We start from the raw sequence: 14,201 nt of genomic DNA, 5'->3' as shown, positions 1-14,201 counted from the left end.
GACATGCACCTTTTTATCACAACTAGGGGCTGGTTCTTCTATTGAGAGTCTATTCTCAATAAGCTCCAACTTTTTTGAGCGAGTTCAGACCCGAAAACATCCTCCCTGCAATGGTTTGGGGGCGATTGTCGCCCCCTGAACACTTCTACTTTAGCTGGAAAGGCAAGAAAGGATTGGCAGTAGCTCTAGGCAACGCTCCGAGTGCCGCAGACCGCGCTGAAGGTTACACGGCTGAAGCACTTGCTAGAGCTTACCGCGATGAAGCGATCGCAACTTACCGCCAAGTCATCAAAATAGATCCCAATGATGCCGAAGGTTACAACCAGTTAGGCAAAATTTTACAGGAAGCGGAAAGATTAGACGAGGCGATCGCCACCTATCAAAAAGCGATTCAACTCAACCCTAAAAATGACATTGCTTACACCAACATCGGTCTGAGTTTTTACGATCTGGGGAAACTAGACGAGGCGAGCGTAGCCTATCGCCAAGCGATTCAACTCAACCCCAAAAATGCCGCAGCTCACGATTATTTAGCTTGGACTTTACAGCAACAAGGGAAGATTGAGCAGGCAATTGATATCTATAAAATAGTAATTGTATTATCCAAATTTAAGAGCGATAATTTTTTCCTCAGAGAGACGGAACGGCTCTCAGCTCTGTGGAAAAATCCGCAATTGTTGGCGATTCCGGAACGATTGCCCAGTTTAAAAGCCCCACCTTTCCTTTTATTAAAGCGGTCTGTTGTCCGAGTTATTGTTAAAAGTTCTGGTGAGTGGAAATGGGGTACTGGCTGGGTGGTAAAACGGCAGGGAAACAAAGCTTGGGTTGTTACCAACCGTCATGTTGCAACGACGAGAAAAAATCAGCCTCAGCTCCATCCAAACGAGATAAATATTAGAATTGAAGCTGAAAGTAATAGACCTCCGAGCGATCAAAAAATTGAAGTTGAATTTTACAGCGAACCGCATTCTGGTGAATTCCGCAAACGGCTACCCGCTAAGATTGCTAAAATTACCGCTGATTCTAACAAGCTGGATTTAGCTTTACTCGAAGTCACCGATATTCCGAGGGATATTAAGCCTTTAGCCAGAGCCTCAGTTTCTGTTGCTCTCAAATCCCCGATCCGCATTATTGGACATCCCTACACCACCGGTGATTGGACAGTTACAAGCGGAGAAGTCATCAACAAGACTGACCAAAAGTTAGGACTGTCGGCAATTGCAGCTTCAGGTAATTCTGGCAGCCCCGTATTAGACCAGAAAAATCACGTTGTTGGCGTTGTATGGGGGGGAACTAATTTTCAAACACAGAATCAACAGCTCGTTCGATCTAGTTCTGCTCTGGCTTTTCCTATCCAATCAGTTACAAAACAACTAAAAAATTGGGGTATTGATTAGGTAATAACCGTCTTATAAATTGCTGAAATACTACAAAATATAACACTTATTTGCGTCTATTTATCCAATCTTCCCCACCTGGTAACTGACTTAAATTCTCGGCTAAAACTGCGGGTAAATCTTTTGCGGAATTAACATAAGTCAAATTCAATAACCTCACAGCATTCTGGATAATCTGATTTATGTCTACCATTTCTGCAAGTTCAAATTGATTATAAGTACCGTTAAATACTTCCTCAGCAGCATCCGCGATCGCATCCTCAATTACCTCTTCCTCTATCAAATTTTCCCACTCATCGCCATTAACATAATAAGAAGTTTTATTATCTTTAATATTTGCCTTTTTAATTTCTCTAATTGCATTGCGAATTGAACTTGCCCAAGAACCAGTTAATCGCTGTTCAACCTGATTTTTAATCAAGTGAATTAACAGCACATTTAAAAAAGATTGAATTTGTCGCAGAATCGCTTGTTTACTCATCCCATCTAACTCATCAACAATTGCCAAAGCATCCTTATAGCGTCCCTCTAGTATGCTAGTTCTAAGATCGATTAATTCTTGTGTCATTTTATTGTCCTCAACTTTGACACTGGCAAAATAAATAATGTTAACAGTTAACAGTTAACCGTTAACCGTTAACATTCTTATGCAGATTCCGGTTTAGGTAGCGAAGATGGCAACACTAAAAGCTCAGCCGTAGAGCGTTTTTCTACCATTTCCTTCGTAATCGTGCAACGAGAAACATCCTTACGAGAAGGCAACTCGTACATTACATCTAACATTAATTCTTCCACAATTCCCCGCAGTGCCCGCGCACCAGTTTTACGCCGATAAGCTTCCTGCGCGATCGCCCTAATTGCCTCTGACTTGAAATCTAACTGTACATTATCCATCTTCAGCAGCTTTTGATACTGCTTCACCAGTGCATTTTTGGGCTCCGTCAAAATCGCCATCAAGGTTTCTTCATTCAGCGGTTCCACCACCGCCAGCATCGGTATCCGACCAATAAACTCTGGAATCATCCCAAATTTTACCAAATCGTCCGGTTCCAATTGCTTAAGCACGTCCGCCGTCCGCTTTTCCTTCGGTAGCAAATCCCCAGGCTGGACAAAACCCATTGACTTTTTGCCCGTTCTCTGCTCTATCACCTTATCTAAACCGACAAAAGCCCCGCCGCAAATAAACAAAATATTACTCGTATCGATCTGAATGCAATCTTGGTAAGGATGTTTGCGCCCACCTTGAGGAGGTACATTCGCGATCGTCCCTTCCAACATCTTCAACAAAGCTTGCTGTACGCCTTCCCCCGATACGTCCCGCGTAATCGAAGGATTTTCACTTTTGCGGGCAATCTTGTCAATCTCATCAATGTAGATAATTCCCCGCTGGGCTTCTTCCACATCTAAATCCGCCACTTGCAGCAGTCTGAGCAAGATATTTTCTACATCTTCCCCAACATAGCCAGCTTCCGTTAGCGTCGTCGCATCAGCCACAGCAAAGGGGACATCCAACATCTCTGCTAAAGTTTGAGCCAGTAGCGTCTTCCCGCAACCTGTAGGGCCAATCAGCAGAATATTTGATTTTTGCAATTCTACATCGTCCGTCGGCGGCTTGGTACTGCCCTTTACCGGAACGAAACTTAGGCGCTTGTAGTGGTTGTAAACCGCCACTGAGAGGACTTTTTTTGCCTCATCCTGACCGATAACGTGCTCGTCTAGAAAATTCTTAATCTCTCTCGGCTTAGGAATTTGACCCAGCCCCAAAGTCTTACCAGCAGTAACACGGCGTTTGGCTGGTGTAGGTTCCGGGCGCGGGGGCGTTTGTGGCCCTACCGCCCCGGAGTCAAACAACTCCTCATCTAAAATTTCATTGCACAAATCCACGCATTCATCGCAGATATAGACTCCTGGCCCAGCTATTAGCTTGCGAACTTGCTCTTGAGACTTGCCACAAAAAGAACATTTTAGATGGGAGTCGTATTTAGACATAACTGCCTCTTATTTCATTGCGGTGACATTTTCTCCCGGTGTCGGAAGATTTTGCTTAGCGATCACCTGATCGACTAAGCCGTAATCTTTAGCTTCAGCCGCTGACATGAAAAAGTCACGCTCAGTATCATTTTCAATTCTCTCCAGGGGTTGACCTGTGTGATGCGCCAGCAATTCATTCAGCTTACGCTTATGATATAGGATTTCTTTGGCTTGAATCTCAATATCTACAGCTTGGCCTTGAGCGCCCCCCAGAGGTTGGTGGATCATGATTCGGGAACTGGGAAGTGACATCCGCTTACCAGCCGCCCCAGCAGCCATGAGGAATGCCCCCATACTAGCAGCTAAGCCGTAACAAATTGTCACTACATCGGGGCGGACTTGCTGCATGGTGTCATAAATTGCCATACCTGCTGTCACGGAGCCGCCGGGGGAGTTGATGTACAGTTGGATGTCTTTTTCGGGGTCTTCGGCATCTAGGAATAATAACTGAGCCACGATGGAGTCAGCTACTTGATCGTCAACGGGGGTTCCTAGAAAGATGATGCGTTCCCGCAGCAGGCGCGAGTATATGTCAAAGGCCCGCTCTCCCATCCCCGACTGTTCGAGTACCATTGGTACGACGTTGCTGGGGCTCACGGCGGATACCTCAAAATCGTTGAAGCTTGTAAATTGGTGGTTGGTCTGAGATATTACCATAATGATACCAGTCAAGGATTAATAAAACTTAGGGCTGATTTACGGCTGATTTTGCTCAATGTTGAGGATCTAGCTTTGATCTATTATGCCTTAGTCAGTCTCGGATGGGGAATGGGTGCTGTACTGAGTTGTTGGGGGAGTGAGGGCGATCGCTCTTCGGTGGGTTGGGTAAGGAAAATATGAATTTTGGTTGAAGCAGTGGGGAAAACATTAACATAGCCGGATATTGGCGTTCAATGGAACTAGAAGAAATTTATCCTACAACCTTAAAATATCAACCCTCTCATGATAAGGATGGGGAAATAATAGAAGACGAGTCCGACTACATTTTGCGGATACGACAGACTATGCTTCCAAACTGGCCAGAAGAGTTACTAAAAGAGTGGCTTTATCGTCATCCTTGCCATCTGGAAAAGTATGCTTTTCTCAATTTTGAAAGATTTAAATTTATGTTAGAGACTTGGTTTCTTGAAGATATTCCAGGACGAGAAGCCTTTGATGATGAAAATTTCTTGGACAGATTTCAGAATATTGAAGAACGTGCAGAATCTAAAAATGACTGGTTAGCTAACTATATGTTGCAAACAGGTACGTGGAATACACCTATTGTCTTACTGAATAATCCAGGTAACTATTACTTCCCCTCTGAAAAGCCATTGAAATATCCCTATCATTTAATAGAAGGACACAGACGCTTGTCCTTTTTGAATGGTTTAAGACGTTTGAATAAGGCTCTGCAAAAGCATCAAGTCTGGGTTATAAATATACAAAGATAATATGTTGTTAAAACCAAACATTAATAACGGGAATATATAGTTATATTTAACTTAAACAGGACTTACGCACCCAACCAAAGAAACCGGGTTTTTTACGAAAATACTTTGTTATTACCCACAGATTCTCTCAAAAACCCGGTTTCTGAAGCCATGAGCGTAATTCCTATTAAATTGAGTTGAGAGATTAAAACCGCAGCTACACAAACCAAACCTGCCTAAGCGTGTATAAGTTTGTCTAGCTGCGAATTATTCGCCCAATTTCCCTAATTAACCTTCCTCAACTACAGATTCAGCTTCCACACTCACAGTGGCATCACTGGCGCTTGTTTCCACATCATCTTCCTCATCCTCATCCTCATCGTCAATAGGAGTTAAACTCCCTTCGGGAACGAGTTCAATTGTGCTGTGTTCTTCCAACCATTTGAGAGTTTTGGTTTTAAGCAAGTCAGCTTCTACGACTTCCCGCAATCGATCTGGATCTACATCTTTATCCTTAAGTTGAGACATTACTTTTCTCTCTTCTTTGAGAATTTCTGCTTCCTCAACGGAGATGGATTCCTGTTTGGCAACTTGTGCTAAAGCGAGAGACTGTTTGATCCGCTCGATCGCTTGGGGGCGCGATCGCTCGCGAATCCCTGGTATATTTTCCTTAGTAAAGAACTGCTTGATGTCAATCCCGTAATTGCTTAATTGCATTGCCTGCTGAGTCATCAAATACTCAACTTCGCGGCTAATCATCGTTTCCGGGATTTCCACTTCTACTGTCTCTTCCAAAGCTTTGAGCAGAGCTCCTTCCTTATTGGCAGTAATTTTGCTCTGGTGCTCTTCTTGAAAGCGTTTTTCCAGGGATTCGCGCAATTCGGCTAGGGTTTCAAACTCGCTGATTTCTTGAGCGAAATCATCGTCTAACTCTGGCAACTCTTTTTCTTTGAGCTCTTTGAGGGTAATGGTAAATACCGCCGACTCGCCAGCTAACTCTTGATTGCCGTACTCTGCGGGGAAATCTACGGCTATTTCTTTGGTTTCTCCAGGGTTCATGCCGATAATTCCAGCGATGAAGCCAGGGATAAATTGATTTTCCTGTAGTTCAACTTGAAAGTCTTCGGCTTTACCGCCGGGGATTTCTTGGGGTTCCTCGCCTTCAGGTGCGATCGCAAACCTACCTTGAAAATCCAATAATGCCATATCTCCCAACTGAGCCGCTCGACCTTCTGCGGGAATCAAAGTAGCTTTTTCGGCTCGGTACTGTTCTAACACCCGATCGACTTGCTCTGCATCGTAATTGACATCTTCTGCTTTTAGCTGCAAGCCACTATACTCTCCCAGTTTAGCTTCCGGCTCCACATCAACCGCAGCTAAAAATGTCAGCGGCTGTCCGGGTTCAAACTGGTTGAGCAACTGCTCAAATTCCGATCGGAGTTCAAAATTACCGATCGCCTCAATATTTTCTTGCTCGATCGCTTTCTGGAGGGATTCATTAATCAAATCTTCCAAAGCTGTAGCTTTCAGGCGAGTCTGGCCCAACCGCTGCAACAAAATATGCCGGGGGACTTTGCCTCTGCGGAACCCAGGAATGTTGAGGGAGCGTGAAAATTGCTGTACTACCTGTTCGTAGACTTGTTTTGACTTTTCGGGTGTGATTTCGATTTCCAGACCAATTTGGCTGGCTGGAAGCTTTTCCTGGGTTACTTTCATCGGCTTTTTATGGTACTTAAAACAATACGCTTGAAGAATTTTCGCGCAAATGCGGTGGGTGCGGAGGGGACAATGGCCCTAGAGCAGGAAGGCATGAAGGCAGAAGGCAGAAGGTTAAAAGTCTGATTCCTCATACTTTTCAACTTTCTCACTGGCGATATGACTGCCATGCTGCTTTCGTTAGATACGCTCTCATGGAGTAGTGCGATTTTGCGATCGCCTCCAACTCAAAGCAGAGAGATCGTTGCCTGCTACACTAGCGATAGATATAATCTGGACGTAGCCATTTAGCGATCGCTGCTCCAACTCCGGTTAACTACACTAAGTTATGGTAACTGATCCTGCACTCCCCTAACATTCAATCGCTTTACCTTGAGTAAAATCGTTATTTTAATTTCAGATTTCGACCTTTTAAGCCCAAACCATCGGAGGAAATTAATTTGCCCCAATCTTATCGAGTTGCTATTCTAGGAGCAACTGGCGCAGTCGGCGCAGAGTTGCTGGAGTTATTGGAAAGCCGAGACTTTCCCCTTGCTGACTTGAAACTGTTGGCTTCTGCACGTTCCGCTGGTACAACTCTCTCCTTTGCTGGCGAAAAGTTACCTGTAGAGGCTGTAGGCGATCGCTCTTTTGATAATGTCGATTTAGTCCTCGCTTCAGCGGGAGGCTCTATCTCTAAACTTTGGGCCCCGAAAGCTGTGGATGCTGGTGCAATAGTCATTGACAATTCCAGCGCTTTTCGGATGGAACCAACTGTTCCCCTAGTTGTGCCAGAGGTGAATCCAGAAGCGGCGGCAGCTCACCAAGGTATAATCGCTAATCCCAATTGCACGACAATTTTAATGGCCGTTGCCGTTTGGCCGTTGCACCAAGTTCAACCAGTAGAGCGGATAGTTGCTGCCACTTACCAGTCTGCCAGTGGTGCCGGCGCTAGAGCAATGGAAGAGGTGAAGACCCAAGCTAGGGCGATTTTGCAGGGTGAAACACCCAAAACCGAGATTTTCCCCTATCCTTTGGCCTTTAATTTGTTTCCCCACAATACGAAAATCAACGATTTAGGGTATTGTGAGGAAGAAATGAAAATGGTAAACGAAACCCGCAAAATTTTCGGAACCCAGGATATTAGAATTACGGCAACTTGCATTCGGGTTCCCGTACTCCGGGCGCATTCGGAAGCGATTAATCTAGAGTTTGCGAAGCCTTTCAGTCCGAAATTAGCTAAGGAGATTTTGAGTCAGGCTCCCGGAATTAAGCTGGTAGAAGATTGGGAAGCTAATTATTTCCCGATGCCTGTAGAAGCTAGTGGTAAGGACGAGGTATTAGTAGGCAGGATTCGCCAAGATATTTCTCATCCCTGTGCTCTGGAACTCTGGCTGAGCGGAGATCAAATTCGCAAAGGGGCGGCATTGAACGCTGTGCAGATTGCGGAATTACTGATTGAGAAAAATTGGTTGAAAAATCGGGTAAAAGCAACAGCAGTTAATGGGTAATGGGTAATGGGTAATGGGTAATGGGTAATGGCTAATGGCTAATGGCTAACAGCTAACAGCTAACAGCTAACAGCTAATTACTAATTAGGGTACAACTAATGCTAATCTATTAGCGTATCAGCCAACAAGCTAATAGTCTAGAGTGATTGCTTCGTTTCACTCGCAATGACAGAATAAAGTTATGGGTGAGTCCTGACAATGTATCAGCCAATAAGCTAATTACCTAGAGGGATTGCTTTGTTTCAGTCGCAATGACATACAATATTATGTGTTCACATAAATTAGCAATTAGCCATTAGCAATTAGCCGTTAGCCATTACTACCAATTAGCAATTACCAATTACCAATTACCAATTACCAATTACCAGTTATCAATTATCAAGGAGTGACAAGAGTGTGGTAAATTTTGGAAGGGTTCTGACTGCGATGATTACGCCGTTTAAGGAAGACGGTAGCGTGAATTATGCAGTAGCAGAACAGTTAGCAGTGCATTTAGCCGATCGCGGCAGTGATGGCATAGTAGTCTGCGGGACTACAGGGGAATCGCCTGCTCTTACGTGGGAAGAAGAATATAATTTATTTCAAGTCGTGCAAAAGGCTGTAGCCGGAAAAGCGAAGGTAATTGCAGGGACGGGATCGAATTCTACTAGCGAGGCGATCGCAGCGACGCAAAAAGCTGCTAAACTAGGACTAGATGGATCATTACAAGTAGTTCCCTATTATAACAAGCCGCCGCAGGAAGGTTTGTATCGGCACTTTAAAGCGATCGCTTCTTCTGTTCCAGAATTGCCTATAATGGTGTATAATGTACCTGGACGCAGTAGTGTAAATCTGCTACCAGAGACCGTCGCTAGGTTGGCAGAAATTCCGAATATTGTAGCTGTCAAAGAAGCCAGTGGCAACTTAGATCAAGCAAGTCAAATTCGACGCATCACGCCCCCTGAATTTCAGATTTACTCTGGGGATGACTCCCTAACGTTGCCGATGTTGGCAGTTGGGGCTACCGGCGTAGTTAGCGTGGCAAGCCACATCGTAGGAGAGCAACTCCAACAGATGATACAAGCTTTTGAAGCTGGTCAAGTCCAAGTCGCTACCCAGATTCATCTGCAACTTTTCGACCTGTTTAAAGCTCTTTTTCTTACCACAAATCCCATTCCTGTCAAGGCACTTTTGGAACTGCAAGGCTGGAATGTTGGAGCCCCCAGACTGCCGCTGTGTGAAGCGTCAGAGGAGATAGTTAAAAAGTTAAAAGATGAGCTTAGCAAGCTAGGTATGCTTTAGCCATTCACAGGGGCAAAAACGAGTTTTCAGACAACTGAATAAAATAGTTAACGACTAACTGTTAACTTTTAACTGCTAACTGTTAACTGCTAACAGTTAACTTTTAACAATGACCAATGACCAATTACTAACTACTGATTACCAATGATTAATCCCAGATTACCGATTACGAAAGATGCAATGTTGAAAGATTCAATGATGCGGATGACCAAAAACTCCAGCGAACCCACTCTCAAAATTATCCCCCTGGGCGGACTTCATGAGATCGGCAAAAATACCTGTGTTTTCGAGTACGAAGATGAAATTATCCTCCTAGATGCAGGATTAGCTTTTCCCAGTGACGGAATGCACGGCGTGAATATTGTTCTCCCAGACATGACTTATCTGCGAGAAAATAAGGAAAAAATCAAGGGTATGATCGTCACTCACGGTCACGAAGATCACATCGGCGGTATTCCTTATCACCTCAAACAATTTGAAATTCCAGTAATTTACGGCCCTCGCTTAGCGATGGCATTACTATCTGGGAAACTGGAAGAAGCAGGAGTCTCCAACCGCACAGAATTAAGAACAGTTAGGCCTCGCGATATAGTGCGAATTGGCAAACATTTCTTAGTTGAATATATTCGCAACACCCACTCAATGGCCGACAGCTTTACAGTGGCAATTCATACCCCAGTGGGAGTTTTAATTCACACAGGAGATTTTAAGATCGACCACACCCCAGTAGACGGCGAGTTTTTCGACTTCCAAAAGCTGGCAGAGTATGGTGAGAAAGGTGTCCTCTGCTTAATTAGCGATTCAACTAACTCAGAAATACCTGGATTTACGCCTTCAGAAAGGTCTGTTTATCCTAACCTCGACCGAGTTTTTGCTCAGGCCCCTGGTAGGATATTGGTGACAACATTTGCTTCATCTGTACACCGACTGCAAATAGTTTTAGAGTTAGCTAAAAAGCATAATCGTTATGTGGCAGTGGTGGGGCGTTCGATGTTGAATGTCATTGCCCATGCTCGGAATTTAGGATACATTAAGTGCGAAGATAACATCTTCCAACCCTTAAAGGCAGTCCGTAATATGCCTGATGAAAAGTTAATAATTTTAACTACGGGTTCCCAAGGAGAACCGATGTCGGCAATGACGCGGATTTCTAACTGCGAACATCAAGAGATTAGGATTAAAAAAGGCGATACGGTAGTGTTCTCAGCTAATCCGATTCCAGGGAATACGATCGCAGTGGTGAATACGATCGACAGGTTGATGATGCTGGGTGCGAATGTAATTTATGGTCGCGATAAAGGCATTCACGTTTCTGGGCACGGTTGTCAGGAAGACCAAAAGCTGATGATTGCGATGACAAAACCCAAGTTCTTTTTGCCGGTTCATGGCGAACACCGGATGCTGATCCAGCACTCGAAGACGGCCCAGAGTATGGGTATCCCGGCAGAAAATATGGTGATTATCGACAATGGCGATGTCGTCGAGTTGAATCAGAATTCCATCTCCGTTGGCGGTAAAGTAGCGTCAGGGATTGAATTAGTCGATGGTTCCCGTGCGGGGGTCGTTAAGGAAAGCGTGCTTAAGGAACGTCAGCTATTGGCTGAAGATGGGGTTGTAACAGTGGCGGCTGCTTTGGGTTGGGAAGGCAAGTTGATTGTTAAGCCTGAAATTCATTTGAAGGGTGTAGTCACAAATGTAGAGCGATCGCTGTTACAACGGTTGATTACGCAGACGATTGAAACTGTGTTGAGCGATCGCTGGTCAGAATTTGCTAAACCTGTCGGGTCAAAAGTTGAAGTTGACTGGGTGGGAGTGCAGACCCAATTAGAACGAGCGATTCATCGGCTGCTACGTCGGGAAATTCAGAGTAATCCGTTGCTGGTATTTTTGATGCAAAATCCAGAAGATGTGGGGGCGGAGAAACCTAAAGTTACTCAGGAAGAACCGGAAGTTAAGCTTACTGGTCGGCGACGGCCTCGGACTGTTACGAGAGTTGCTTCTTAACAGGTTTTAAGGGGAGATGAACGCAGATAGATTTAGCGATCTGTCTGCGTTTATTTTTTTGTTTATTAGTTGGGTTTCAGGGTAAACAAAACTTACGCGGTTTAACGGTAATACCGCCACGATCGCAGCCTAATGACTACTTACAAAATACCAAGCCTAAATCAAATTTGGTATAATGAAAGAATACGCTGCCACAAAAGCTAATGGAATCTCTCCCCAATAACTGGGCGGATATTCAGCCGGACATCATATATCAAACACTGGCTGATATGCTAGTATCTTTTAGCAAAAAGCAAATCCGCCTCGGCAAGAGATACGATCAAAATAATAAACATCTTAAAGCCATTCAAAATGGTAGAGTGCCACCCGATGGTAGTATAGGTCTTGTTCCTTCAGAAGAAGAAGGTTACGATCTCAAATCAAAGGTATTAGGAGAGGGCGGAGATTACCGCTATCACGGAAAGTTTATAGATGGAGTTTTACAATTTCCTGGCGTTAAAACAAGTCATTAAAGGAGAATTATGCTGATGAATTCAGTAACTTTGACAAATCACCAAATTTGGGATGAACTTGCTAAAATATTAGCACCTGTAGATATAAATTACCTCGCTACTAAACACCTAGCATCGTGCAATTACAAAATTAATGGTTACTGGCATAGCCAAGAAAAGTTTTATGAAGAGATTACTTTTATTCATCCCATTTGTACCGAGTTAACCAGTCGTTCCATTGGCACAACTATTATCAATAACCATCCTAGTTCTCACTGGATTAAACTCAATTTTTTACTCAAAGCCGACTTATCTGCTAGCGATAAGAAGTTAAGTAGTGATGATGGTGATGAAGAAATTGGCGAACTGACTCTCATTTTAGATCCCAATCTCAAAGTCCTTGATGAAAACTGGTCGATCGATGTTGATTCTCCTTTTATTGTTGCTACAAGTAAGCGAGATTTTCAGTATTCTGCTTAGAGTGCGATCGCTTTCATATAGTCATAGGCCCAAGTCAATGATGAACATCAACAATAAACTTAAGACAATATTGCTCGGTCAATAGCTGCAAGATGTTTGGCAACTTCACGAGCAAGGATAATGCTAAATTTTTGCTCAGAAGTCATGTTTTCTCATCCTCACATTCATCATAACTTAGCGTTCCCAGACGGTAGGGGGAATGCCCCTATTACCGCCCAGAAAAGCTAGATTAATGACTACCAACAGCCCGCTTATAGGCCTCATCCAAAACCTCAGAAAGAGTCGGATGAGTGTGTACGGCAAAAGCTAAATTATGAACAGAATCCCGCTGCGCGATCGCATTCGCCGCCTCTTGAATTAAATCCGCCGCGTGGAGCCCAAAAATGTGAACCCCCAACAATTCCCCCGTATCCTTACGGAAAATTACCTTAGCTACCCCATCAGTTTCACCCTCAGCGATCGCCTTAGAATTTCCCTTAAAATAACTCTTGACAGTAGCTACCTCAAACCCTTCAGCCTTTCCTAATTCCTTAGCCGCTGGTTCTGTCATCCCCACATAGCTAATTTCTGGGTGAGTAAAAGCCGCCGCTGGTATACTGCGGTAATCCACCTCGCGATCGCGCCCGCAAATATTCTCCACCGCTGCAATCCCCATCGCCGACGCAGCATGAGCTAACATCATCTTGCCATTCACATCCCCGATCGCCCACAAATTCGGCACGGGTTCCCCACCCGCCAACACCGCCATCTTGTCATTTACAGGGATAAAACCGCGCACAGTTTCTACCCCGACTGACTCCAACCCTAAATTACTACTAACAGGAACTCTCCCCGTAGCCACCAAACAAGCATCCACCTCCAAAACTTCCACAATTTCCTTAGTTTTGGCATCAGCAAGTTCAACTATCACAGGCGAACCCGGAGTCACCTTCATCGCCAAAAGTCCCACCTTAGTCTCAATATCTCGCGGCGTAATCAACACCCGTTCAGCTAACTTAGCAATATCCGGGTCAAAAGTCGGCATCAACTGATCTAATGCCTCAATCATCGTCACTTCGCAACCCAAAGCAGTGTAAATATCCGAAAACTCCAAACCGATATAACCACTACCAATAATTGCCATCCACTGAGGTAAAGATTCCAGTCTCACCGCGTCATCGCTAGTAAAAACCGTCTTCCCATCAAGTTCAATTCCACGAGGGACAAAAGGAATCGAACCTGGCGCGAGAATTATATCCTTAGCGGTAATTACCTTCTCACCGCCGCTAGTTTCCACAGTAACTTTTTGCGGCCCCGTAACCTTACCCCAACCTTGGATCGTATCCACACCCAAGCGTTTGAGGCTATTCGTCAAATCACCGCGCAGTTTATTGACAATATTGCCAGCATGATTGGCGATCGCACCGCGATCGAAATCCACACTTCCCAATTGAATCCCTAAAGTCTTCAAATGGTGAGCATTTCGCAAATCCCGCACCCGTCCCGCCGCCGCCAGCAACGCCTTAGAGGGAATACAACCCCTGTTAACGCAAGTACCGCCCATATCCGCCGCTTCGATAATTGCCGTCTTCAAACCGCAATTAACAGCGTGTATGGCAGCCCCGTGTCCCCCCACGCCAGCACCAATTATCACTAAATCGTAATCAAATCCCTGACTCACCTTACTCTCCTAGTGCCATTTCTTAACCCTCATTCTCGACTAGACTAGGTTAATTAGACAACCTTGACAAGTAACCTGGGTCAGTAACCCACCCCTAAAGGGGATGGGCTTGCAAGAGAAGTGCGATTCGTTTAACCTAAAATAAGCTGAAAAGCTTATGGGACGGTTAGCCTAGCCATTCAAACAGCTAGTGACAACTGATTACATTTGGAGGTGAGATTCCGTGAGTCAAGTCCTCT

At 44.6% G+C, this 14,201-nt stretch carries 14 protein-coding genes; 9 read left to right on the top strand and 5 right to left on the bottom strand.

Features of this window, described 5'->3' with window-relative positions; genetic code table 11:
* Positions 1-74 precede the first annotated feature (74 nt).
* Complete coding sequence (locus tag PN499_RS24210) at positions 75-1,397, top strand: tetratricopeptide repeat protein (RefSeq protein WP_272035351.1); 1,323 nt, start codon at positions 75-77, stop codon at positions 1,395-1,397.
* Between the two features lie 46 nt (positions 1,398-1,443).
* Here the strand turns inward: PN499_RS24210 and PN499_RS24205 are convergent, their stop codons facing one another.
* The 3 genes from PN499_RS24205 to clpP form a co-directional block, all read right to left on the bottom strand.
* Positions 1,444-1,965 carry a DUF29 family protein gene (locus PN499_RS24205; RefSeq protein WP_272035348.1) on the bottom strand — a complete coding sequence of 174 codons (522 nt, stop codon included), beginning with the start codon at positions 1,963-1,965 and terminating at the stop codon, positions 1,444-1,446.
* A gap of 77 nt (positions 1,966-2,042) precedes the next feature.
* Complete coding sequence (gene clpX / locus PN499_RS24200) at positions 2,043-3,386, bottom strand: ATP-dependent protease ATP-binding subunit ClpX (protein WP_272035347.1); 1,344 nt, start codon at positions 3,384-3,386, stop codon at positions 2,043-2,045.
* A 9-nt stretch (positions 3,387-3,395) separates the two neighbouring features.
* On the bottom strand, positions 3,396-4,085 hold the full coding sequence (clpP, locus tag PN499_RS24195; protein WP_272035345.1) for an ATP-dependent Clp endopeptidase proteolytic subunit ClpP: 690 nt from the start codon (positions 4,083-4,085) through the stop codon (positions 3,396-3,398).
* On the opposite strand from clpP, the gene PN499_RS24190 reads away from it, so the two are divergent.
* Complete coding sequence (locus PN499_RS24190) at positions 4,062-4,268, top strand: hypothetical protein (RefSeq protein WP_272035343.1); 207 nt, start codon at positions 4,062-4,064, stop codon at positions 4,266-4,268. The two genes, clpP and PN499_RS24190, sit on opposite strands and share 24 nt — an antisense overlap.
* Before the next feature lie 53 nt (positions 4,269-4,321).
* Complete coding sequence (locus PN499_RS24185; RefSeq protein ID WP_272035341.1) at positions 4,322-4,861, top strand: hypothetical protein; 540 nt, start codon at positions 4,322-4,324, stop codon at positions 4,859-4,861.
* 267 nt (positions 4,862-5,128) lie between these two features.
* On the opposite strand, the gene tig is transcribed toward PN499_RS24185, so the two are convergent.
* The gene (gene tig / locus PN499_RS24180) at positions 5,129-6,556 is read right to left on the bottom strand and encodes a trigger factor (RefSeq protein WP_272035339.1); all 1,428 of its coding nucleotides are present in this window, start codon (positions 6,554-6,556) and stop codon (positions 5,129-5,131) included.
* Between the two features lie 168 nt (positions 6,557-6,724).
* Here tig and PN499_RS24175 point away from each other — a divergent pair, with 168 nt between their 5' ends.
* The 6 genes from PN499_RS24175 (at position 6,725) to PN499_RS24150 (ending at position 12,302) form a co-directional block, all read left to right on the top strand.
* A complete protein-coding gene (locus PN499_RS24175; RefSeq protein ID WP_272035337.1) occupies positions 6,725-6,847 on the top strand; it encodes a hypothetical protein in 123 nt (40 codons plus the stop codon).
* A gap of 149 nt (positions 6,848-6,996) precedes the next feature.
* Complete coding sequence (locus PN499_RS24170; protein WP_272035335.1) at positions 6,997-8,046, top strand: aspartate-semialdehyde dehydrogenase; 1,050 nt, start codon at positions 6,997-6,999, stop codon at positions 8,044-8,046.
* 426 nt (positions 8,047-8,472) lie between these two features.
* On the top strand, positions 8,473-9,327 hold the full coding sequence (gene dapA, locus PN499_RS24165; protein ID WP_334311717.1) for a 4-hydroxy-tetrahydrodipicolinate synthase: 855 nt from the start codon (positions 8,473-8,475) through the stop codon (positions 9,325-9,327).
* Between the two features lie 204 nt (positions 9,328-9,531).
* Entirely contained in the window at positions 9,532-11,331 is a 1,800-nt protein-coding gene (locus PN499_RS24160; protein WP_272035353.1) for a ribonuclease J, read from the top strand.
* A gap of 203 nt (positions 11,332-11,534) precedes the next feature.
* Positions 11,535-11,843 (top strand): hypothetical protein, encoded by a 309-nt coding sequence (locus tag PN499_RS24155; protein WP_272035331.1) that lies wholly within the window; start codon positions 11,535-11,537, stop codon positions 11,841-11,843.
* 15 nt (positions 11,844-11,858) lie between these two features.
* Complete coding sequence (locus PN499_RS24150) at positions 11,859-12,302, top strand: hypothetical protein (protein WP_272035329.1); 444 nt, start codon at positions 11,859-11,861, stop codon at positions 12,300-12,302.
* Between the two features lie 229 nt (positions 12,303-12,531).
* Here the strand turns inward: PN499_RS24150 and lpdA are convergent, their stop codons facing one another.
* The gene (lpdA, locus tag PN499_RS24145; protein WP_272035327.1) at positions 12,532-13,962 is read right to left on the bottom strand and encodes a dihydrolipoyl dehydrogenase; all 1,431 of its coding nucleotides are present in this window, start codon (positions 13,960-13,962) and stop codon (positions 12,532-12,534) included.
* Positions 13,963-14,201: the final 239 nt, after the last annotated feature.

Origin of the sequence: Kamptonema animale CS-326, from assembly GCF_028330895.1 — a bacterium.
In the GTDB taxonomy this organism is placed as follows: domain Bacteria; phylum Cyanobacteriota; class Cyanobacteriia; order Cyanobacteriales; family Microcoleaceae; genus Kamptonema; species Kamptonema formosum.
The sequence above is the reverse complement of the archived record's forward strand: the minus strand, read 5'-3'. Positions and strand labels throughout refer to the sequence as shown.

Bases quoted from the DNA above. Each gene is read 5' to 3' on its own strand.
- PN499_RS24205 (WP_272035348.1), bottom strand. From the start codon at position 1,965: ATGACACAAGAATTAATCGATCTTAGAACTAGCATACTAGAGGGACGC.
- clpX (WP_272035347.1), bottom strand. From the start codon at position 3,386: ATGTCTAAATACGACTCCCATCTAAAATGTTCTTTTTGTGGCAAGTCT.
- clpP (WP_272035345.1), bottom strand. From the start codon at position 4,085: ATGGTAATATCTCAGACCAACCACCAATTTACAAGCTTCAACGATTTT.
- PN499_RS24185 (WP_272035341.1), top strand. From the start codon at position 4,322: ATGGAACTAGAAGAAATTTATCCTACAACCTTAAAATATCAACCCTCT.
- tig (WP_272035339.1), bottom strand. From the start codon at position 6,556: ATGAAAGTAACCCAGGAAAAGCTTCCAGCCAGCCAAATTGGTCTGGAA.
- PN499_RS24175 (WP_272035337.1), top strand. From the start codon at position 6,725: ATGCTGCTTTCGTTAGATACGCTCTCATGGAGTAGTGCGATTTTGCGA.
- dapA (WP_334311717.1), top strand. From the start codon at position 8,473: ATGATTACGCCGTTTAAGGAAGACGGTAGCGTGAATTATGCAGTAGCA.
- PN499_RS24160 (WP_272035353.1), top strand. From the start codon at position 9,532: ATGACCAAAAACTCCAGCGAACCCACTCTCAAAATTATCCCCCTGGGC.
- PN499_RS24155 (WP_272035331.1), top strand. From the start codon at position 11,535: ATGGAATCTCTCCCCAATAACTGGGCGGATATTCAGCCGGACATCATA.
- PN499_RS24150 (WP_272035329.1), top strand. From the start codon at position 11,859: ATGAATTCAGTAACTTTGACAAATCACCAAATTTGGGATGAACTTGCT.